Raw genomic sequence first — 20,880 nt, 5'->3', positions numbered from 1 at the left:
TGCTCAGCCGCGCAACGCCAGCCAGGCGCCTGCTCGCCGACAAGGCCTATGATGCCGACAGTCTGCGCAACTGGCTCAGGCAACGACGCATCAAGGCCGTCATCCCCTCCACCGCCTCGCGACGCAAACCCTACCCTCTCGACAAGCGCATCTATCGCCGCAGGAACGCCATCGAGCGCCTATTCTGTCACCTCAAGAACTGGCGACGCATCGCTACCAGATACGACCGGCATGCCACAAACTACCTCGCTGCCATCGCTCTCGTAGCCCTTATCACCGCGTGGCTTAAATGAGTCCTCAACCTAGGCCGCTGGTTCAGGCAACAAACCCTCACTCCCGCTTTCTCGGGAGGGCGGGGAGCGGGATGCCTTTCCGCCTCACGCCAGCCTGTGAGGCGTCGGGTCGCCCGGCTCCTCGACAAGCTGGCGGTGCGCTTCGATGCGGGCCTGGTCGAACCAGGCGCGGGCGGTGTCGGGGAGCGAGGCGAGGATCGCTGCGTCGGGCTCGGTCGCGACCCGGTCGACCAGCTCGCCCGGCGCAATGCCCAGCAGCGGCGCGAGCAGGCGCATCGTCCGGGCTCGCAGGCGGAACTCGAAATCGTCGGGGCGCGCCGATTCGATCTCGCCCTTCTTCAGCAGCCCGCCGCGCAAGTCGAAGACCATCTTTCCTTCCTTCGCCGCCCCCGCGAAGGGGACGGCGGCCATGCGGTCAGTCCAGCAGCTCGATTGCCATCGCCGTCGCCTCGCCCCCGCCGATGCACAGCGAGGCCAGGCCGCGCCGGGCGCCGCGCGCCTCGAGCGCCGAGAGCAGGGTGGCGAGCACGCGCGCGCCGCTCGCGCCGATCGGATGGCCGAGCGCGCAGGCACCGCCATTGACGTTGAGCGTGGCGTGATCGAGCCCGAGCTCCTTCATCGCGATCATCGCGACCGCGGCAAAGGCCTCGTTCACTTCGAACAGATCGACATCGCCGATCGCCCAGCCGGCCCTGGCGAGCGCCTTCTTCATCGCGAAGACCGGCGCCGTGGTGAAGCGCGCCGGGGCATGGGCATGCGCGGCATGCGCGACGATGCGGGCGACCGGAGTCAGGCCGAGCTTTTCCGCCACGCTCATCCGCGTCATCACCAGCGCAGCCGCGCCGTCCGAGATCGAGGAGGCGTTGGCAGCGGTGATCGTGCCGTCCTTGGCGAAGGCGGGCTTGAGCGTGGGGATCTTGGCGGGATCGCCCTTGGCGGGCTGCTCGTCGAGCGTGACGGAGACGATGCCCTTGCGCGTCTTCACTTCGACCGGCACGATCTCGCGATCGAAGGCGCCGCTGGCCTGGGCGGCCTTGGCGCGTTCGAGCGAGGCGATGGCGAAATCGTCCTGCGCGGCGCGGGTGAACTGATATTCCTGCGCGACTTCCTCGGCGAAGCTGCCCATCAGCCTGCCGGGCTCATAGGCGTCCTCGAGCCCGTCGAGATACATATGGTCCATCAGCCGGTCATGGCCGATGCGCGCGCCCGCGCGGTGGCGCAGTGAGAGATAGGGCGCGTTGGTCATGCTCTCCATGCCGCCCGCGATCAGCAGGTCGGCCGAGCCGGCGGCGAGCGCTTCGGCCGCCATGATCGCGGCCTGCATGCCCGAGCCGCACATCTTGTTCACCGTGGTCGCCTCGACATGGTTGGGCAGGCCCGCCTTGAGCGCCGCCTGGCGCGCCGGCGCCTGGCCCAGGCCGGCCGGAAGCACGCAGCCCATGTAGATTCGTTCGATCGCATCGCCCTTGAGGCCGGCGCGCTCCACCGCGGCGCCCACTGCGGCGGCGCCGAGATCGGTGGCGCTTGCCTCGCCCAGCACCCCCTGGAAGCTCCCCATCGGCGTGCGGGCATAGGAGGCGATGACGATGTCGTCGGCGGACATATTGGATCCTCTCGTTGGTTGGGGCGCATCTAGTATCGCGCGCGACGGTTTGCAAAAGCCGCGCGCCCCGGCATGACGGGATGGACCATGGACCCGATCGAGATTCTCAGATGCTGACGCATGACGATTGATCCGGTCTGGGGCTGGAGCGTGCTGCTCGGCGTGCTGGGGCTCGTCTTCGGCAGCTTCATCGCGACGCTGGCGATCCGCTGGCCCGAGGGGCGGGCAGTGAGCCGCGGCCGATCCGAATGCGACAGCTGCGGCAAGGGGCTGCGCGCCGGCGAGCTGGTGCCGGTGATGAGCTATCTCTTCCAGCGCGGCCGCTGCCGGGGCTGCGGTGCGCCGATCCGGATGAGCCATGTCCTGACCGAGCTGCTGGGCGGCGCGATCGGCGTGGCGGCGGCGATCGCCTCGCCCGATCCGGCCGGGGCGGCGGGCGCAGTGTTCGGCTGGCTGCTGCTGGCGCTGGCGGCGCTCGACGTGGCGGCGCTGTGGCTGCCCAATGGGCTGACCGGGCTGCTGGCGGCGGCCGGGCTGGCGGCGGGGCTCGCCGGCCTCGGCCTGCCGCTCGAGGCGCGGCTGATCGGCGGGGCGGCCGGCTTCGGCGTGCTGTGGCTGGTCGCCTGGAGCTATCGGCGGCTGCGCGGGCGGCAGGGGCTGGGCGGGGGGGATCCCAAATTGTTCGGCGGCATCGGGCTATGGCTCGGCTGGCAGGCGCTGCCGCTGGTGCTGCTCGCCGCCTGCCTGATCGGGCTGGCGGGTGTGCTGGGCCTGATGCTGGGCGGGCGGCGCGTGACCGCGACCGACCGCCTGCCCTTCGGAGTGATGCTCGCGGCGGCGGCGTTCGCGGTGTGGCTCGGCTTGGCGATCGGGCCGATGCCGGGTTAGGCTCGCTCCCGAACCGGAAGGGGAATCGGCATGCGGAGCTTGATGCTGGGTGCGGGCGTGGTGCTGGGCATGATGGTCGGACAGGGGGCGGCCGCACAGGATCGCGAGCCCGACACGATCCAGGTGATCGCGACCGGAACGGTGGAAACGGCGCCCGAAATCGCGACGATCACCTATCATGTGCGCGGAGAAGGCGTGAAACCTGACGATGCGAGCCGCGCGCTCGTGGCCAGCAAGGCCGGGATCGAAAAAGCGCTGGCCGGTCTCGCGGGTGTGAAGCTGGATATCCGTACCGGCGACCTCGACATCGCCGAGGTGCGCGGGAAGGAGTGCCGGAACGACGATCGCTTCGATGCGCCGCGCCTCTCTGCCGGACCGTGCGCGGTCCAGGGCTATGTCGCCGATATGGAAGTCACGGTGACCGCGATGCCGGCGGACAAGGCGGGCACGCTGACCGGGCTGGCGGCGCGAGAAGGCGCGAGTGGCGTGAAGCTGGAGAGCTTCGGCATCCTGGATACGCGCACTGCCCAGAAGCGCGCAATGGCGGCGGCGGTGGCGAACGGCACGGCGGCGGCCGAGGCGGTTGCCGCGGCTTCCGGTGTCAGGCTCGGGCGCCTGCTTCGTGCTTCCGACAACGATACGCGGATGGTGTCGATGGACGGGATCGGGTTCGAGAACATGTCGGGCGGGCTCGGGCGCCTGCGGGAGCCGGTGACGATCGAGATTTCGCCCAAGGCAGTGGTGACCAATGCGCGACTGGTGTTGAGTTTCGAGGTGATACGATGAGCATGCGCGACCTGCTCGAGGCCCAGCGCGCCGCCTTCATGGCCGAGCTGCCGGTATCGCTGGATGCGCGGCGCGACCGGCTGAAGCGGGCGATCGCGATGATCTCCGCCAATGCCGACAGGCTCTGTGACGCGCTGAGCGAGGATTTCGGCCATCGCAGCCGCGATCAGTCGATGATCACCGACATCGCCGCCTCGGTAGCGCCATTGCGGCATGCGCTGAAGCATGTGGCGCGCTGGTCGAGGCCCGCGCGCAAGCCAGTGCTGTTCCCGCTGGGGCTGCTCGGCGGGCGCGGGCGGATCGAGTATCAGCCCAAGGGGGTGGTGGGGATCATCGCGCCGTGGAACTTCCCGGTGCAGCTGGTGATGAGCCCGCTCGCCGGCGTCTTCGCGGCGGGCAACCGGGCGATGGTGAAGACCAGCGAATATACGCCGATGGTCTCGGCGCTGATGGCGGAGCTGGCGGAGCGCTATTTCGACCCCGCCGAGCTGGCCTTTGTCGGCGGCGGGCCGGAGATGGGCAAGGCGTTTTCCGAAATGCCCTTCGACCATCTGCTGTTCACCGGCGCGACCGGCATCGCCCGCCACATATTGCATGCCGCCGCCGACAATCTCACGCCGGTGACGCTGGAGCTGGGCGGCAAGTCGCCGGTGGTGCTGGGCCGCTCGGCGGATGTCGCGCAGGCGGCCGAGCGGGTGGCGCTGGGCAAGATGCTCAATGCCGGCCAGATCTGCCTCGCGCCCGATTACATGCTGGTGCCCGAGGAGCAGGAGGCCGCGGTGGTCGATGGCCTCGTCGCCGCAGCCTCGCGCATGTATCCCACCCTGTTGTCGAACCCGGACTATACCGCGGTGATCAACGACCGGCACTATGAGCGCCTCACCGGCTGGATCGACGATGCCCGGGCCAAGGGAGCCGAGGTGATCGCGGTGAACCCGGCGAACGAGGGTCTTGCCGGCGCCAATGCCCGCAAGCTGCCGCTGCACATCATCCGCAACCCGACGGATGACATGATGGTGATGCAGGAGGAGATATTCGGGCCGGTGCTGCCGGTGCGCGGCTATGCGCACATCGAGGACGCGATCGGCGAAGTGAACCGGCGCGACCGGCCGCTCGCGCTCTATTATTTCGGAAACGACCGGGCCGAACGGCGCCAGCTGCTCGACCGGACCATCTCCGGCGGCGTGACGCTGAACGACGTGATCTTCCATGTCAGCCAGGAGGAGCTGCCGTTCGGCGGCATCGGCCCCTCGGGCATGGGCGCCTATCATGGCGAGATCGGCTTCCGGACGTTCAGCCACGCCAAGGCGGTGTACAGCCAGCCGCGGATCGACGTGGCCGGGCTGGCGGGCATGAAGCCGCCCTATGGCAAGGCGACTCGGGCGACGATCCGGCGGCAGATGAAGGGGTGAGCGCATGACGCCGGCCATCGGAGGGAAGCACGCATGAGCGAGGCACCCTCCGGCTGGGACCACGCTGCCGCGGCAAGGCTCGACGGCGCGACGGTGCTGGTCGGGCTCACTTTCGTCAGCGCGGAAGGAGAGCGGCGCGAGCAGGTCTTCGGCACGGTGATGGACGTGGGGCCGGGCGGGATCACGCTGCGCCTCGAAGGTGCGCGCGGGGGCGAGTTGTTCTCGCTGCCGCCCGATCTCGACGCCTTCGCGCCGGCGGATCCGGGTATCTACCGGCTGCGCGAGACGGGGGAGAAAGTGATCGATCCGGATTTCACCGCGGCCTGGACAGTGAGTCGTCCGGCGAACTGAGCGCGTGGTTGCGGGGCGGGCGGCACGATGCCAAAAAAAAGGCCGCCCCGAAGGACGGCCGTGAAAGTCTTAGGAGAGGATGCCTGAAAGGCCCGATCTTTGTGCATCGCAGCGGGAAATATCGCAAGTGCGAAATGATAACGATATCATTGCAGAAATTGCAACTGTCCAACGTTGTCAGTTGCGCGTGCCGGAATTGCTGCGCAGGGTGACGCAATGACGGCCCTGAAGCTCGATGATTTCCTGCCCTATCGCCTGTCGATCGCCTCCAACGCGGTGTCGGATGCGGTGGCGAGCGCCTATCGCGCGCTGTTCGGGCTGAAGATTCCCGAATGGCGCCTGGTCTCCATTCTCGCCGAGGGCGGGGCGATGAGCCAGCAGGCGCTGTGCGGCCGGACGCGCATGGACAAGGTAACGGTGAGCCGCGCGGCGATCGCACTGTCCGAACGGGGGCTGATCAGCCGGGCGAGCAATCCGGGCGACCAGCGCTCGCACCTGCTGACGCTCAGCAAGGCGGGCTGGGAATTGTACGAGGAAGTCGCGCCCAAGGCGATCGAGCTGGAGCGCCGGGTCTTCGCCGACTTCACGCGCGAGGAGCGGCTGCAGCTCCGGCGGATGCTGGACCGGATCGAGGCGGCGGTGGAAGCGCTCGAGGACAGGCCTTGATCCCGGACCCGGCTATCGCCTAAGCGGGGCATGCCCTCCCCAGGCGAACGCAGAACCGTGCCGCAGGAGGATTCTTCATGACCGTCATTCGTTCCGGCCTGTCCGTCGCCGAGCCGCTCGCGCGCTTCGTCGAGGAGCGCGTGCTGCCGGGGCTCGACATCGCTGCGGATGGCTGGTGGGCGGGCGTGGCCGAGATATTCGCGCGGTTCGCACCCGAGAATCGCGCGTTGCTGGCGAAGCGGGACGCGTTGCAGGCGGCGATCGACGCCGCGCCCGGGCGCGCCGGCGACGCGGCGTTCCTGCGCGAGATCGGCTATCTGGTCGATCCGCCCGCGCCGTTCGAGATCGGCACGCGCAATGTCGACGCCGAGATCGCCCATATGGCCGGGCCGCAGCTGGTGGTGCCCGCGCTCAACGCCCGCTTCGTGCTCAACGCGGCCAACGCGCGCTGGGGCAGCCTGTACGACGCGCTGTACGGCACCGACGCGCTGCCCGGCGCCGCGAAGCCCGGCGGCTATGACCCGGAGCGTGGGGCACAGGTGATCGCCCGTGCCAGGGCGTTCCTCGACGCGGCGGTGCCGCTGGCGCATGGCAGCTGGGCCACGCTGGCCGGGGCGCCGACCTTGGCGGATCCGGCGCAGCAGGTCGGGCCCTGGCTGTTCCGCCACCATGGGCTGCACATCGAAGTGATCGTGGATCGCGCGCATCCGATCGGGCGCGACGATCCGGCGGGGATCGCCGACGTGCTGCTCGAGGCGGCGCTGACCACGATCGTCGACCTGGAGGATTCGATCGCGGCGGTCGATGCCGAGGACAAGGTGGCGGCCTATGCCAATTGGCTCGGGCTGATGCGCGGCGACCTGGAGGAGCGCTTCGACAAGGGCGGCCAGGCGCTCACCCGGCGGCTCGCTCCGGATCGCGGCCCGCTGTCCGGCCGCGCGCTGCTGTTCGTCCGCAATGTCGGGCATCTGATGACCACGCCGGCGGTGCGCCTGCCGGACGGCGGCGAGGCGCCGGAGGGCGTGCTCGACGCGATCCTGACGAGCACGATCGCGCTCTACGACCTGCGTGGGCTGGGCCAGTATCGCAACAGCCGGGCGGGCTCGATCTACATCGTGAAGCCCAAGATGCACGGCCCCGAGGAATGCGGCTTCACCGACCGGCTGTTCGACGCGGTCGAGGATCTGCTGGTGCTGCCCCGCTACACGATCAAGGTCGGCGTGATGGACGAGGAGCGCCGGACCTCGGCCAATCTCGCCGCCTGCATCCATGCGGTGCGTGGCCGCATCGTGTTCATCAACACCGGCTTCCTCGATCGCACCGGCGACGAGATCCATACCGGCATGCGCGCCGGGCCGATGGTGCCCAAGGGCGAGATGAAGGGCGCCGAATGGATCAAGGCTTATGAGGACCGCAACGTCCGCATCGGCCTGGCCTGCGGCCTTTCGGGCAAGGCGCAGATCGGCAAGGGCATGTGGGCGGCGCCCGACCGGATGGCCGACATGCTCGCGCAGAAGATCGCCCATCCGATGAGCGGCGCGAATACCGCCTGGGTGCCGAGCCCGACCGCGGCGACGCTGCACGCGCTCCATTATCACCAGGTCGACGTTTTCGCCCGCCAGCGCGAGATCGTCGGCGAGGCGATCCCCGGCCTCGCGCCGCTGCTCGCCGTGCCGCTGGCACCGGAGCGCAACTGGTCGGAAGCGGAAATCGCGCGCGAGCTCGACAACAATGCCCAGGGCATCCTCGGCTATGTCGTCCGCTGGATCGACCAGGGCGTCGGCTGCTCCAAGGTGCCGGACATCCATGATGTCGGCCTGATGGAGGATCGCGCCACGCTGCGCATCTCCTCGCAGCACATGGCCAACTGGCTGCTCCACGGCGTGGCGGGCGCCGACGCCATCGACGCCGCGCTCCGGCGGATGGCGGCGAAGGTCGATGCGCAGAACGCCGGCGACCCGCTCTACCGGCCGATGGCGGGCAACGAAGCGACGAGCCTGGCCTTCCAGGCGGCGCGGGCGCTGATCTTCGAGGGGCTGGCCCAGCCAAATGGCTATACCGAGCCACTTCTCCACAGGTTTCGCGCCGAGGCGAAGGCGGTAGCACCCTGAAATCGCTGGCTATTCGCAAAAGTACGGACCCAAAGCGCATTTGGGTCGTTACGCTGGCGAGAGGGCCGGTCTAGGAATGCGGCTCGAAAGGGAGCCAGTTGCGTAGAGGGGTGAAGCGGATTTGGCTGGCGGCGCTCGCCGGCACGGCATGCGTGCCGGGCCTTGCGCATGCGCAGGTTTCCGATCCCAAGCCGGGGCAGGGCGCGCCGCCTTCGGGGCCCGCGCCCGCGCAGGACGGCACGGTGCGGGTGGCGCCGGTCGACGAGAGCCCGATCGTTCCCGATGCCCAGTTCGAGGCGGCGATGCCGAAGATCGAGGGCGACATCAACGCGCCGCTGGAAGCGATGCCGCCGCCCGCCGGCGCGCCCGCACCCACGCCCGCACCCACGCCAGCCACCCCGGGCCAGGCCGCGCAGCAGGTGCGGCAACAGGCAGAGGAGAGCTTCGCGGCGGCGCCGGCCGAGGATCCCGAATTCGCCCGGCCGCTACCTCCCCTCGCCGAGTTCAAGGTCGAGCCGCCGGTGGAGGACAAGGTTGCCGACAGGAAATCGGTGACGATCCGCTATACCACGCATGAGGAAGGGCTCTCCGCGGTCGGGCTCGCGGGCCTGTTCGAGAATCTCTCGGCGCTGAAGAATGGCGGCGGGCGCGCGGCGAATACCGCGATGGTGGCGGCGCGCGCGCGGGAGGACGAGCGCCTCGCGATCCGCCTGCTCCAGTCACGTGGCTATTACGATGCCACCGCGGTCTCGACCGTGGACCAGAACTCGCAGACGCCGGGCACGGTGCGCGCGACGATCAGCGCCACGGCCGGTCCGCTGTATCGCCTGGGCGACGTGAAGGTGGCGAGCGATCCCACCGTGCCGCCCGGGCTGCTGCTGCGCGAGCTCAACCTCAATCCCGGCGATCCGATCGAGGCCGAGCGCGTGCAGGGCGCGGAGGCGAACGTTGCGCTGCGGCTGCCGCAACAGGGCTATCCCTTCGTCAAGGTCGGCCAGCGCGACATCCTGCTCGACGAGGAAACCCATATCGGCGACTATAGCCTGCCGATCGAGCTGGGGCCCCGCGCGGTGTTCGGCGACATCCGCACCGAGGTGGCGGGCGCGACCGGTGCGCGACAGGGCGCACGCGCCAGCCGCAGCGAACGGCGGCAGGAGCGCCGGCGCCGCGTGCGCCAGCCGGCGTTCGATGCGGATCACATCCGGGTGCTGCGCCGCTACCAGCCGGGCGCGCTCTACGATGTCCGCGCCGTCGACGATCTGCGCGAGGCGATGATCGCGACCAGCCTGTTCTCGACTGTCTCGGTCGAGCCGGTGCGCACGGGCGAGGCGGGGCCGGACGGCACCGAAGTGGTCGACCTGCTCGTCCGCCAGAATCCCGGCCGTCCGCGCACGCTGGCCGCGGAGCTGGGCTATTCCACCGGTCAGGGCATCCGGCTCGCCGGCAGCTGGACGCACCGCAACCTGTTCCCGCCCGAAGGGGCGCTGATCGTCGCGGGCGTGCTCGGCACGCAGGAACAGGGGCTCAGCACCACCTTCCGCCGCTCGAACGCCGGCCAGCGCGACAAGACCTTCCAGATCGCCGCCGCGCTCAACCACCAGGATTACGACGCCTATGAGAGCTATACCGGCACGCTCTCGTTCCGCTTCTCGCGCGATTCGACGCCGATCTGGCAGAAGCGCTGGATCTATTTCTACGGTGCCGAGCTGGTCGGCGCCAACGAGGATCGCTGGAACTACGCCAGCAACCGGCGCGATCGCGGCACCTGGCTGATCGCGGCGGCGCCGTTGTTCCTGGGCTATGACCGATCCGACAATCTGCTGAACCCCACGCGCGGCTTCCGGATCAAGGCCAATGCCAGCCCGGAGACGTCGGTACGCGGCGCCGCGCGGCCCTATGCGCGCTTCATGCTCGAGGGCACCTATTATCAGCCGGTTTCCAGCAGCATCGTGATCGCCGCGCGGGCGCGCGCCGGATCGATCATGGGCATCGAGCGCGACGACCTGCCGCCGTCGCGCCGCTATTATGCGGGCGGCGGCGGATCGGTGCGCGGCTTCGGCTATCAGGAACTCGGGCCCCGCTCGCCGGACGGCAAGCCGGTGGGCGGGCGCAGCTTCAACGAATTCGCGATCGAGGCGCGCTATCGCTTCGGCAATTACGGCATCGTGCCCTTCATCGATGCCGGCCAAGTCTATGAGGGCATCTACCCGACGGGGAAGAACATCCGCTTCGGGGCGGGCATCGGCGGCCGGCTCTACACCAATTTCGGCCCGATCCGCGTCGACGTGGCGACGCCGATCAACCGCAAGCCGGGCGAATCCAAGATCTCGCTCTATATCTCGATCGGGCAGGCCTTCTGATGGCGGAAGAGACGTCCGCGCCGCAGCCCGCGCGCGATGCCGGGGCGGTCCGCCGGCCCCTGTGGCAGCGGGTGGCGAAATGGGCGGGGATCGTGCTGGCCGGCCTGGCGCTGGCGATCGGCGCGCTGGTGCTGGGGCTCGACACCCAGCCGGGCCGCCGCTTCATCGCCGACCAGATCGCCGGGATCACGCTGGAATCGGGCCTCAATTTCCGCATCGGCCGGATCGACGGCTCGCTCTACGGCGCGATGATCCTGCGCAACGTGCAGGTGCGCGACACCAAGGGCGTGTTCGCCAGCTCGCGCGAGATAAGGATGGACTGGCGGCCGCTCGCCTATCTGGGCAACCGGGTGGACGTGCGCAGCCTTGCCAGCCCCGAGGTGAAGCTGCTGCGGCTGCCGGCGCTCCAGCCCTCGGGCGATCCCAACGCGCCGCTGCTGCCCGACCTCGCCATCGATGTGGGCAGGCTCGACGTCGCCCGGATCGACATCGCACGCGAAGTGGACGGCCGCGCGCGCTATCTCGGCCGGCTGGCCGGCAGGGCCCATCTCGCCGACGGGCGCGCGCAGATCGTGCTCGACGGCGGCACGGTCGCCGCGCGCGGCGTGCCGGGGGGCGACAGGCTGGCGCTCACGCTCGACGCGACGCCGGCGAAGAACAGGCTGGACATCGCCTTGAAGCTCGACGCGCCGACCAGGGGGCTGGTCGCCGGGCTGGCCGGGCTGGAGGCACCGCTCGGCTTCACGGTGGCGGGCAAGGGGGATTGGGCGCGCTGGCAGGGCAAGGCCCGGGGCACGCTGGGCGGCGCGGCGCTGGCCGATCTCGACCTGATCGCGACCAATGGCCGCTTCCAGCTGCGCGGACCGCTGCATCCCGGGGTGTGGATGAAGGGGCCGGTCGAGCGGCTCGCGGCGCCGCGGCTCGATCTCGACCTCGATGCGAAATGGGCGGATCGTGCCGCCGACGGCGTGGTCAAGCTGCGCTCCGCCGCGCTGTCGGTAGAGGCGGTCGGCAAGGTCGATCTCGGGCATAATCGGTTCCACGACCTCAGGGTCGATGCGATCCTGCTCAAGGCCGGGGCGATCGCGCCGAACCTGGTCGGGCGGGCGGTGCATGCCTCGCTGGCGCTGGACGGCGCGTTCGATCGGCCGGTGGTCGACTACAAGCTCACCGCCGGCGCGCTCGGCTTTGGCGAGACGGTTGCCGAGAAGCTCTATGCCGAAGGGCGGGCGCGGGTGGACGCGAAGCGCATCCTGGTGCCGATCCGGGCGCGGGCGGCGCGCGTCTCCGGCCTCAACGCGGCGGCCGGCGGGCTGGTCACGAGCCTGGCCGTCAGCGGCGACCTTGCGATCTCGGGCCAGCAGCTGCTCTCCGACAATCTCCGCATCCGTTCCGACAAGATCGACGCGACCGCGATCGTCGCCGCCGATATCGGCCGCGGGCGCTATACCGGCGCGCTCAAGGGGCGCGTGAACGACTATCGGATCGACGGGGTGGGGGTCGTCGACCTCAGGACCGATGCCGAGCTGTTCGCCGCGCCCGGCGGTGGCTGGGGCATTCGCGGCCATATCGCCGGCCAGTCCCGGAAGATCTTCAGCGACGGCGCGCGGGAATTCCTGGGCGGGAACGCCGTCGCATCGGCGCGCCTGGTGCTCGATCCCAAGGGGGTGATCAGCATCAGCGACGTGAAGATGAAGGCGCCGCAGTTCCGCGTCCTGCGCGGCTCGGGCCGCTATGATCCCGCCGGGCCGATCCTGATCGACGCCGATGCGGTTTCGGACCAATATGGCCCGCTCACCGCGCGCGTGACCGGCACGCTGAATGCGCCCGCGATCCTGCTGAAGGCGCCCCGGCCCGGGCTGGGCATCGGACTGGTGGATCTCGAGGCGCGCATCCGCGGTCGCGGCGATGCCTGGGCGGTCGCGGCGAACGGCAATACCGATTATGGGCCGTTCGAGGCCGACGTCCTGGTGCGCACCGGCAACCGGCTGGCGATCGACGTCAATTCGGGCCGCTTCGCCGGCATGGACGTCTCCGGCAAGGTCGAGCAGACTGCCGCCGGACCCTTTGCCGGCGAACTGGCGTTCAACGGATCGGGCGTGACGGGCCGGGCGACGCTCTCGGCGCAAGGCAAGCTGCAGCGCGCCGATGTGAAGGCGACCGCCGCCAATGCGAAGATCCCGGGCGCCGCGGGGCTCACCATCGGCCGTGCGCTGATCGACGGCAGCGTGGTGCTGGCCGACACGCCGGAGATCCATGGCGACGTGCAGGTCGCGAACCTGCGCCAGGGCAATTTCGTGCTCAAGACCGCCCGGGCGAAGGTCGCCTATGCCGGCGGTAACGGCACGGCCCAGGTCTTCGCCAATGGCTCCACCGGGGTGCCGTTCCAGATCGCCGCCAATGCGCGGCTCGCGCCCGATGCCTGGCTGGTGGCGGTGCAGGGGCAGGGGAGCGGCGTGCAGTTCCGCACCGCCCAGCCGGCGCATGTCGCGATCCGGGAGGGCGTCTATCACCTGCTTCCCACCAAGATCGATTTCGACAAGGGCAGCGCGCGAGTGGCGGGCAGCTATGGCAAGGGCATGGTGCTGCAGGCGCGGCTCGACAGCCTGGACCTGGCGGTGGTCAACGCCTTCGTCCCCGATCTCGGCATCGGCGGCACCGCAACGGGCAGCCTTGATTTCGCTCAGACCTCGTTCGAGGCCTTCCCCAGTGCCGATGCGCGGCTCGAGATCGCCGATTTCACTCGCGCCAGCCTGGCCAGCCTCTCGACGCCGGTGCAGGTGAGCTTCGTCGGCAAGCTGCTGCCCGATGGCGGCGACGCGCGGGCGCTGATCCGGCGTGGCAATGCCACGATCGGCCGCGTGGTGGCGACGCTGAGCCCGCTCGGCCCGGAGGCCGGGCCCTGGACCGAACGCATGCTCGCCGCCCCGCTGTCGGGCGGCATCCGCTACAATGGGCCGGCGGCGGTGCCCTTCTCGCTGGCGGGGCTCTCGGGCCAGCAGCTCGACGGGCCGATCGGCATCGCGGCGGATTTCTCGGGCAAGGTCGAGGAGCCCCGGCTCACCGGCGTCGTCCGGGCGACCAACCTCCATTACGAGAATGAGAATTTCGGCACCCGGCTCACCGCGATGCAAGTGGACGGCACCTTCTCGAACGACGAGTTCATCCTCAATTCGCTCACCGCCAAGGCGGGGGACGGCACGGTGGCCGCGCAGGGCAGGGTCAGCCTGTCCTCGGCCAATGGCTATCCGATCGCGATCACCGCGGACCTCAACAATGCCCGCCTGGCGCGCAGCGACGCTTTGGGGGCGACGGCGACGGGCAAGATCAGCATCACCAAGAATCCCGAGGTCTCGCGGATCGAGGGGCGGCTGACGATCCCCGAGGCGCATTACCAGATCATCCGCCAGGGCGCCGCCGAAGTGCCCGAGCTCACCGGCGTGCGCCGCAAGAGCGCGACCGGGGAGGACCAGGGGCCGGCGCCGGTGATCCGCCGCGCCTTCGGCGATTTCGACCTCAATCTGCGCATCGATGCCGACAACCGGCTGTTCGTCACCGGCATGGGCCTGGAATCGGAATGGCGCACCCAGATCACGGTGCGCGGCACCACGCTGGCGCCCGACATTCGCGGCACCATGGAGATCGTGCGCGGCACCTACAGCTTCGCCAGCCGCCGCTTCGACATCTCGCGCGGTACCATCCGTTTCCAGGGTTCGGCGCTCACCAATCCATCGGTGGACATCCAGGCGAATACCACCGCGGAGGGCATCACGGCGATCCTCACCGTCTCGGGCACCGCGCAGCAGCCGCAGATCGCGTTCAGCTCCACGCCGGCGCTGCCGCAGGAGGAAGTGCTCTCGCGCCTGTTCTTCGGCACCAACGTGACCAACCTCTCCGCCACCGAGGCGATCCAGCTCGCTGCGGCGCTCCAGTCGCTGAGCGGCACCGGCGGCGGGCTCAATCCGCTCGGCCAGCTCAAATCGGCGACCGGCATCGACCGGCTGCGCATCCTGGGCGCCGACGACGCGACCGGCCGCGGCACGGCGCTGGCGGCGGGCAAATATCTGACCAACGACATCTATGTGGAGATCATCACCGATGCGCGGGGCTTCACCGCCACCCAGATCGAGATATCGCTCAGCCGCACCCTGAGCCTGCTCTCCCAGGCGGGCTCCTTTGGCGGCTCGAGCGTCAGCCTCAAATATTCGCGGGATTATTGAGCCTGTCGATTTCCCTGCTTACAGTGGTGTAAACAGATCGGCGGGAGAGGCACGTGGCCGAGCATTTCGACGTGGTGATCGTGGGAGCCGGCATTTCCGGCGTGGGTGCGGCATATCATCTCCAGGCGAACAGTCCGGACCGCAGCTATGTGGTGCTCGAGGGCCGCGAGCGGCTGGGCGGCACCTGGGACCTGTTCCGCTATCCGGGCATCCGTTCGGACTCGGACATGTTCACGCTCGGCTTCTCCTTCCGACCCTGGACCGCGAGCAAGGCGATCGCCGATGGCCCGTCGATCCTCAACTATCTGGAGGAAGCGGCCCGGGACTATGGGATCGACGAGCATATCCGCTATTCGACTCGGGTGACCGGCGCGAGCTGGTCGACGGAAGACGCGCTGTGGACCGTCACCGCCGAGCGGGGCGGGGAGGAAGTGACCTTCACCTGCGCCTTCCTGTTCCTGTGCACCGGCTATTACAACTACGCGCGCGGCCATACCCCCGATTTCGCCGGGACCGCCGACTTCAAGGGCCGGATCGTCCATCCGCAATTCTGGACCGACGACATCGACTATAAGGACAAGCGCGTCGTGGTGATCGGCAGCGGCGCGACGGCGGTGACGCTGGTGCCGGAGCTGGCCAAGCAGGCGGCGCACGTCACCATGCTCCAGCGCTCTCCCACCTACATCGTCTCGCGGCCTTCCCAGGACAAGCTTGCCAACTGGATGCGCGGCTGGATGCCGTCGATGACCGCTTATGGCCTCACGCGCTGGAAGAACGTGCTGCTCCAGCAATTCTTCTTCCGCCTCGCCCGCAAGAACCCCGAAAAGACCCGCGAGCGGATCGTCCAGATGGCCCGGGACGAGCTGGGGCCCGACTATGACGTCGCTACGCATTTCACGCCCCGCTACAATCCTTGGGACCAGCGCGTCTGCCTGGTGCCCGATGCCGACCTGTTCGCCGCGCTGCGCGAGGGCAAGGCCGAAGTGGTGACCGACACGATCGCGCGGTTCACCGAGACCGGGCTGGCGCTCGGCTCGGGCAAGACGCTGGACGCGGACCTGGTCGTCACGGCGACGGGGCTCGAGATCCAGCTGTTCAGCGGCATGCCGATCCGGGTGGACGGCAAGGCCTTCGAGCCTGCCAAAGCAATGACCTACAAGGGCATGATGTTCTCCGACGTGCCCAATTTCGCGATCTCCTTCGGCTATACCAACGCCAGCTGGACGCTGAAGAGCGACCTCACCGCCAACTATGTCACGCGCCTGCTCAACGCGATGCGCAAGCGCCGCATGCGGCAAGTGACGCCCCGCATGGCCGCGCCGGTCGAGGAAGCGCCGTTCCTCGACTTCACTTCCGGCTATGTCCAGCGCGCGGCGGACAAGCTCCCTCGCCAGGGCACGCGCAAGCCGTGGCGGCTCAACCAGAATTATGCCCGCGACGTGATGGCCCTCAAGTTCGGCGGGATCGACCAGGAGATGGAGTTCTCCAGTCCCGAACCCGCGAACAAGGCCGCCGCCTAGGGAAGCAACGCCTTCGCCGCCGCGACGCCGCTGTTGTAGGCGCCGTGCACGGTCGAGAATTCGCCGTCGGAACATGCCTCGCCGGCGAAGCGGATGCGCGGGTCCAGCGGCGTGCGCAGCACCGCGCGGGCACCGCGCCGGCCGGGCAGGGCATGGCTGTAGCTGCCGAGGATGTGCGTCTCGCGGCCCCAGGCCGAGCCGGCGACGAAGCGCAGCTTCCCGCGCCATTCGCTGCCGAGCAGGTGGCACAGCTCGCCGATCGCGAAGTCGGCGGCGCCGTTCAGCCCTTCCTTCTCCATCGCCCGCGCCCCTTCGCCGCCGAACATGCACTCGACGATCGGGCGGCCAAAGGGCCGGAGCGTATAGCTGCCGGTGCGCGCGCTGCGCGGATTGCCGACCAGATGGGCATTGTCGTCGATCTCCTCGCCGCCCTCCAGCGCGAAGAACAGCTTGTCGGCAAGGCCGAGCGGCAGCTCGGACGCGGCGTGGAAGATCGCGTCATGGCCCGGCACGCGCAGGGCACCGCGCGCCAGGACGTTGGTGGAGACGGTGACGATCGCGGCATCGGCGGTGATCGTGCCCCGGGGCGTGGCGATGCGGAGCCGCTTGCCCGTGTTGTCGATCGCGCTCACCGGCGTCGCCAGCGCCACGGGCAGCCCCGCGGCATGGGAGGCGACCAGCGCGCCATAGCCCTGCTCGACTCGCCAATCCGTGTCGATCGAGGCTTCGTCATAGGCGTGCCAGTCGGCCACCGACATCTCGCGCATTGGCGCGCCGTTGATGAAGCCCGAGAGCGCGTCGAGCGCGGCGTTCCATTCGCCCGCCGGCAGCAGCAGGTCCGAGGCGCGGTCGCTCGGCGGAGGGGTGGCCATCGCCGCCATGCAGGCGTCGAACACTTCCCACAATCCGGCCTGTTCGGTTCGCGAGAGGCCGAGTTCGCGCCACTGCTCGTCCCAGAGCGGGGGAGATCGATAGACCGCGAAGCCGCCTGCCTCCGCGATCGCCACCCAGGGGTTCTTGGGCGCCGAATGGAGCCAGCCCGCGCCCAGGTCGATCGGCAGCCCTGCGACATGCACCGTATGGGCGCGCCCGCCGAGCCGGTCCTGCGCCTCGAGCAGCAGCACGTCCCTGCCGGCATCGGCGAGGGTGCGCAGCGCCCCGATACCCGCCGCACCGCCGCCGATCACGACGATGTCGGCATGATCCTTCATGTCGCCGGCCGGCTCTTGAGCAGGGCGGAGCGCAGGCATTCGCAGACGATCTCGTCGCGCTGGTTGCGCATGCGATGCTGCCAGGTGACGATGCCCTGGCCGGGGCGCGACTTGCTGGGGCGGACTTCGGTCACTTCGCTTTCCGCCCGCAGCGTATCGCCGATGAAGACGGGCTTGGGCATGCGCAACGCGTCATAGCCGAGATTGGCGACCAGGGTGCCCGCGGTGGTGTCGCCCACGGTGATCCCCACCATCAGGCTGAAGGTGAAGGTGCCGTTGACGAGGATCTGGCCGAACTCGCTCGCCCGCGCCGCCTCGGCATCGAGGTGGAGCGGCTGGGTGTTGTGCGTCATCGTCGAGAAGAGGAGATTGTCCGTCTCCGTCACGGTACGGCGGAGTTCGTGGACGATGATGTCGCCGACCTGCCACGCGTCGAAATATCTGCCTGCCATTCGTTCCGCCTCTTTCCTGGTCATGCTGAACTTGTTTCAGCATCCAAAGCGCCACAAGCGATATCGCTCGAGGAGAGTTGGACCCTGAAACAAGTTCAGGGCGACGGCTGGGGGTTATTCGGCCCGTTCCACTTTCACCAGCAGCGTGCCTTCGCTCACCTGGTTGCCCTGGACGGCGTTGAGCTCCGCGACCGTGCCGTCGAATGGCGCGGTGAGGCCATGTTCCATCTTCATTGCCTCTAGCGTGACGAGGCGCTGGCCCCTGGTGACCGCGTCGCCCGCCGCTACCTCCACGGCGGTGACTCGGCCGGGCATGGGGGCAAGGATCGCGCCGTCGCCGGCAATGCCCGCCGTGCCGCCCCGGTGGCGCGCGAGCGCGATGCCGAAGGTCAGTCCATTCCGGGTGACCAGCGCTACGCCCGGGGCTGCCGTGGACGTATAGACGTCGCCATCGAAATCATCCGGTGCCGCCAGGGCATAGGCCTGGCCGGCGGCAGTCATCCGCACGGTCATGTTCGGGGCCGCGTTGAGACGGAAGCCGTTCAACCCCTCCCGCTGGCGATCTTCGAACTGGTGGACCAGCTGGACAGCGGCCTGGCGCAGCATCTCGCGGCTCGGTTCGGCGGACGGGATGAGATCCTCGGCATGGTCGGCGAGGAACGCCGTCGTCACGTCGCCGTCCTGGAAGACGGGATGCGTCGCCGCGCGGTGGAGGAAGGCCGCGTTGGACTTGACCGGCCAGACCGCGACGCCCTCGAGCTTCTGGGCCAGCAGGGAGAGTGCGTCTTCGCGCGTGTCGCCATTGGTGATGATCTTGGCGATCATCGGATCGTAGAAGGGCGAGATGACCGAGCCCTGCTCGAACCCGGTCTCGACGCGCACATGATCCTCCGGGAAATGGCACTGCTCGAGCGTGCCGGTCGAAGGAAGGAAGGTGACGGGGTCCTCGGCGTAGAGCCGGGCTTCGAAGGCCCAGCCGTTGATCGCCAGCTCGTCCTGCCGCCTGGGCAGTTCCTCGCCCGAAGCCACGCGCAGCTGCCACTCGACCAGATCCTGGCCGGTGATCTCCTCGGTCACCGGATGCTCGACCTGGAGGCGGGTGTTCATTTCCATGAACCAGATGCGGTCGGCGCGCAGGCCTTCGCTGGCATCGGCGATGAACTCGATCGTGCCGGCGCCGACATAGTCGACCGCCCTGGCCGCGCGGACGGCGGCGGCGCAGATCGCCTCGCGCGTATCCGCATCCATGCCCGGGGCCGGCGCTTCCTCGATCACTTTCTGGTGCCGGCGCTGGAGCGAGCAGTCGCGCTCGAACAGGTGGACGACATTGCCGTGGGTGTCGCCGAACACCTGCACTTCGATGTGGCGGGGCGAGAGGATATATTTCTCGAGCAGCACCCGCTCATCGCCGAACGAGCTGGCGGCCTCGCGCTGGCACGAGGCCAGCGCGTCGGGAAAGCCTTCCGGCGCCTCGACCAGGCGCATGCCCTTGCCGCCGCCGCCGGCCACGGCCTTGATCAGCACGGGATAGCCGATCGCGTCCGCCTCCGCCTGCAAGCGATCGGGCGACTGGTCCTCGCCGAGATAGCCGGGAGTGACGGGCACGCCGGCGGCGATCATCCGCGCCTTGGCGGCATCCTTCAGACCCATGGCGCGGATGCTGTCCGGCCGGGGGCCGACCCAGACCAGGCCGGCGGCGATCACCGCCTCGGCGAAATCGGCATTCTCCGAAAGGAAGCCATAGCCGGGATGGATCGCCTCGGCCCCGGTCTGCTTCGCGGCGGCGATGATCTTCTCGCCGACCAGATAGCTCTCCCGGGCGGGAGAGGGGCCGATATGCACGGCCGCGTCGGCCTGGCGGACGTGCAGTGCCCTGGCGTCGGCATCCGAATAGACCGCGACCGTGCGGATGCCCATGGCGCGCGCGGTGCGGATGATGCGGCAGGCGATCTCGCCGCGATTGGCGATGAGCAGGGACTGGATCATCGGGCGGCCTCGCGGAAGTTTACGAAGTTTAGGCTATGGGGGCCCCGATTTCCCCGCTCAGGCGCCGGCTGCGAAGGCTGGAGAATGGCGAGGCGAAGGCTGCGCTGCATCGTTGCCGGTGGAAACACGCGAAATCCTATTTGGGAAGCGGAAATCACGGATGCCGCTCCGGAAAGCCGTGCCGCTCGGCCAGGGCCGCGAGCAGCGCCTCGATCTCGTTGACGAAGCCGGCGCTCCCGTCCTCCCGGGTCCAGGCGAGCGCGGGAAGATTCTGGTTCGCCTCGCCGATCGCCGCCACCACCGCGGCGCGCGGGCGCGGCCAGGCGACGCGGACCACTTCGATATCGGCGGCGCGCTCCGGGAAGGTGGCGAGCAGGCCTTCGATGATCATGCAGTCCCGGCAATAGAAGACCCGTTCGCCGCCAAGGGCGGGATCGGCGAATGCATGCTCGAGCAGGAAGAGCGTGTCGCGGCTCATTGCGCCGCGCAGCCGGTGGTGCGCTGCGACCAGGTGACGTTGAGCACCTTCCACGACGCATTCTCGCGGACCAGGTCGAAATGGTTGATCCCGCAATGATGGGCCTTGCCGTCGATCAGGAAGACATAGGGCGCCCAGACCATGGCGATGTCGCCGTCCACTTCGATCGCCGGCAGCGAGATGCGCTCCTCGAGCTTCTCGGAGCCCGGCTTGATGCCCGCGGCGAACTCGGCCCAGCTGAGATGGCGGATGGCGCGGCTGCCGTCGGGCTTCTCGATCGCGACGGTGGCGCCGCCCTCGGGCCGGGTCTGGGCAAGGATCGCGGCGCCGTCGCGCGCGGCCAGGCCGGCGAACATGGCGTTGATCGGCGTCATCACGGCCGCGGCCTCGGCATCCTCATAGGGCAGCGGGTTGGCCGGGGGCAGCCTGGGCGTGGGCGTGGTCTGGGCCAGTGCCGGCAGCGGGGCGAGGAGGGCTAAGGGGAGAAGAAGCTGCTTCATTCCGGACCTTTCAATTCCTCCCCGAGCTAGTCTCGGGGAGGGG

At 69.1% G+C, this 20,880-nt stretch carries 17 protein-coding genes; 10 read left to right on the top strand and 7 right to left on the bottom strand.

What is annotated here, in order from left to right:
• Positions 1-293 (top strand): transposase (locus tag ACIQCS_RS05360; protein WP_401530242.1); only part of this gene is annotated, 293 nt, incomplete at its 5' end.
• An 84-nt stretch (positions 294-377) separates the two neighbouring features.
• Here ACIQCS_RS05360 and ACIQCS_RS05355 read toward each other — a convergent pair.
• Together ACIQCS_RS05355 and ACIQCS_RS05350 are read right to left on the bottom strand one after the other, a co-directional pair.
• Complete coding sequence (locus tag ACIQCS_RS05355; protein WP_345846948.1) at positions 378-704, bottom strand: hypothetical protein; 327 nt, start codon at positions 702-704, stop codon at positions 378-380.
• A gap of 4 nt (positions 705-708) precedes the next feature.
• A complete protein-coding gene (locus ACIQCS_RS05350) occupies positions 709-1,896 on the bottom strand; it encodes an acetyl-CoA C-acyltransferase (RefSeq protein ID WP_345846946.1) in 1,188 nt (395 codons plus the stop codon).
• A gap of 120 nt (positions 1,897-2,016) precedes the next feature.
• Between ACIQCS_RS05350 and ACIQCS_RS05345 the strand changes: the two genes are divergently transcribed.
• From ACIQCS_RS05345 to ACIQCS_RS05305, 9 genes are all read left to right on the top strand, one after another.
• A complete protein-coding gene (locus ACIQCS_RS05345; RefSeq protein WP_345846945.1) occupies positions 2,017-2,784 on the top strand; it encodes a prepilin peptidase in 768 nt (255 codons plus the stop codon).
• 30 nt (positions 2,785-2,814) lie between these two features.
• Entirely contained in the window at positions 2,815-3,570 is a 756-nt protein-coding gene (locus ACIQCS_RS05340) for an SIMPL domain-containing protein (RefSeq protein ID WP_345846943.1), read from the top strand.
• Positions 3,567-4,982: a coniferyl aldehyde dehydrogenase gene (locus ACIQCS_RS05335; protein WP_345846941.1), complete on the top strand. Its 1,416-nt coding sequence runs from the start codon at positions 3,567-3,569 to the stop codon at positions 4,980-4,982. Before ACIQCS_RS05340 ends, ACIQCS_RS05335 begins: the two co-directional genes overlap by 4 nt.
• A gap of 33 nt (positions 4,983-5,015) precedes the next feature.
• Positions 5,016-5,333, top strand: a complete 318-nt coding sequence (locus tag ACIQCS_RS05330) for a hypothetical protein (protein WP_345846940.1) — start codon at positions 5,016-5,018, stop codon at positions 5,331-5,333.
• 216 nt (positions 5,334-5,549) lie between these two features.
• Positions 5,550-5,999: a MarR family transcriptional regulator gene (locus ACIQCS_RS05325; protein ID WP_345846938.1), complete on the top strand. Its 450-nt coding sequence runs from the start codon at positions 5,550-5,552 to the stop codon at positions 5,997-5,999.
• Between the two features lie 77 nt (positions 6,000-6,076).
• Complete coding sequence (locus ACIQCS_RS05320; RefSeq protein WP_345846936.1) at positions 6,077-8,110, top strand: malate synthase G; 2,034 nt, start codon at positions 6,077-6,079, stop codon at positions 8,108-8,110.
• Positions 8,111-8,220: 110 nt separating this feature from the next.
• Positions 8,221-10,470 (top strand): BamA/TamA family outer membrane protein, encoded by a 2,250-nt coding sequence (locus ACIQCS_RS05315; protein ID WP_345846935.1) that lies wholly within the window; start codon positions 8,221-8,223, stop codon positions 10,468-10,470.
• Positions 10,470-14,690 carry a translocation/assembly module TamB domain-containing protein gene (locus ACIQCS_RS05310; protein ID WP_345846934.1) on the top strand — a complete coding sequence of 1,407 codons (4,221 nt, stop codon included), beginning with the start codon at positions 10,470-10,472 and terminating at the stop codon, positions 14,688-14,690. Before ACIQCS_RS05315 ends, ACIQCS_RS05310 begins: the two co-directional genes overlap by 1 nt.
• Before the next feature lie 53 nt (positions 14,691-14,743).
• Complete coding sequence (locus ACIQCS_RS05305; RefSeq protein ID WP_345846931.1) at positions 14,744-16,210, top strand: NAD(P)/FAD-dependent oxidoreductase; 1,467 nt, start codon at positions 14,744-14,746, stop codon at positions 16,208-16,210.
• Here the strand turns inward: ACIQCS_RS05305 and ACIQCS_RS05300 are convergent.
• The 5 genes from ACIQCS_RS05300 to ACIQCS_RS05280 all read right to left on the bottom strand — a co-directional run bounded on the left by ACIQCS_RS05300 (position 16,207) and on the right by ACIQCS_RS05280 (position 20,837).
• Positions 16,207-17,421: a flavin monoamine oxidase family protein gene (locus ACIQCS_RS05300; RefSeq protein ID WP_401530236.1), complete on the bottom strand. Its 1,215-nt coding sequence runs from the start codon at positions 17,419-17,421 to the stop codon at positions 16,207-16,209. The two genes, ACIQCS_RS05305 and ACIQCS_RS05300, sit on opposite strands and share 4 nt — an antisense overlap.
• Complete coding sequence (locus ACIQCS_RS05295; RefSeq protein ID WP_345846928.1) at positions 17,418-17,873, bottom strand: MaoC family dehydratase; 456 nt, start codon at positions 17,871-17,873, stop codon at positions 17,418-17,420. Before ACIQCS_RS05295 ends, ACIQCS_RS05300 begins: the two co-directional genes overlap by 4 nt.
• Before the next feature lie 114 nt (positions 17,874-17,987).
• Positions 17,988-19,859 carry an acetyl/propionyl/methylcrotonyl-CoA carboxylase subunit alpha gene (locus ACIQCS_RS05290; RefSeq protein ID WP_345846926.1) on the bottom strand — a complete coding sequence of 624 codons (1,872 nt, stop codon included), beginning with the start codon at positions 19,857-19,859 and terminating at the stop codon, positions 17,988-17,990.
• A gap of 154 nt (positions 19,860-20,013) precedes the next feature.
• Positions 20,014-20,337: a DUF3088 family protein gene (locus ACIQCS_RS05285; protein WP_345846924.1), complete on the bottom strand. Its 324-nt coding sequence runs from the start codon at positions 20,335-20,337 to the stop codon at positions 20,014-20,016.
• Positions 20,334-20,837, bottom strand: coding sequence for a hypothetical protein (locus tag ACIQCS_RS05280; RefSeq protein ID WP_345846923.1), 504 nt, complete (start codon positions 20,835-20,837; stop codon positions 20,334-20,336). Before ACIQCS_RS05280 ends, ACIQCS_RS05285 begins: the two co-directional genes overlap by 4 nt.
• Between the last annotated feature and the right edge of the window lie 43 nt (positions 20,838-20,880).

The sequence above is a fragment of the Sphingomonas sp. NPDC092440 genome (assembly GCF_044754985.1).
GTDB lineage: Bacteria > Pseudomonadota > Alphaproteobacteria > Sphingomonadales > Sphingomonadaceae > Sphingomonas.
The sequence above is the reverse complement of the archived record's forward strand: the minus strand, read 5'-3'. Positions and strand labels throughout refer to the sequence as shown.

Bases quoted from the DNA above. Each gene is read 5' to 3' on its own strand.
- ACIQCS_RS05355 (WP_345846948.1), bottom strand. From the start codon at position 704: ATGGCCGCCGTCCCCTTCGCGGGGGCGGCGAAGGAAGGAAAGATGGTC.
- ACIQCS_RS05350 (WP_345846946.1), bottom strand. From the start codon at position 1,896: ATGTCCGCCGACGACATCGTCATCGCCTCCTATGCCCGCACGCCGATG.
- ACIQCS_RS05345 (WP_345846945.1), top strand. From the start codon at position 2,017: ATGACGATTGATCCGGTCTGGGGCTGGAGCGTGCTGCTCGGCGTGCTG.
- ACIQCS_RS05340 (WP_345846943.1), top strand. From the start codon at position 2,815: ATGCGGAGCTTGATGCTGGGTGCGGGCGTGGTGCTGGGCATGATGGTC.
- ACIQCS_RS05335 (WP_345846941.1), top strand. From the start codon at position 3,567: ATGAGCATGCGCGACCTGCTCGAGGCCCAGCGCGCCGCCTTCATGGCC.
- ACIQCS_RS05330 (WP_345846940.1), top strand. From the start codon at position 5,016: ATGAGCGAGGCACCCTCCGGCTGGGACCACGCTGCCGCGGCAAGGCTC.
- ACIQCS_RS05325 (WP_345846938.1), top strand. From the start codon at position 5,550: ATGACGGCCCTGAAGCTCGATGATTTCCTGCCCTATCGCCTGTCGATC.
- ACIQCS_RS05320 (WP_345846936.1), top strand. From the start codon at position 6,077: ATGACCGTCATTCGTTCCGGCCTGTCCGTCGCCGAGCCGCTCGCGCGC.
- ACIQCS_RS05310 (WP_345846934.1), top strand. From the start codon at position 10,470: ATGGCGGAAGAGACGTCCGCGCCGCAGCCCGCGCGCGATGCCGGGGCG.
- ACIQCS_RS05300 (WP_401530236.1), bottom strand. From the start codon at position 17,421: ATGAAGGATCATGCCGACATCGTCGTGATCGGCGGCGGTGCGGCGGGT.
- ACIQCS_RS05295 (WP_345846928.1), bottom strand. From the start codon at position 17,873: ATGGCAGGCAGATATTTCGACGCGTGGCAGGTCGGCGACATCATCGTC.
- ACIQCS_RS05290 (WP_345846926.1), bottom strand. From the start codon at position 19,859: ATGATCCAGTCCCTGCTCATCGCCAATCGCGGCGAGATCGCCTGCCGC.
- ACIQCS_RS05285 (WP_345846924.1), bottom strand. From the start codon at position 20,337: ATGAGCCGCGACACGCTCTTCCTGCTCGAGCATGCATTCGCCGATCCC.
- ACIQCS_RS05280 (WP_345846923.1), bottom strand. From the start codon at position 20,837: ATGAAGCAGCTTCTTCTCCCCTTAGCCCTCCTCGCCCCGCTGCCGGCA.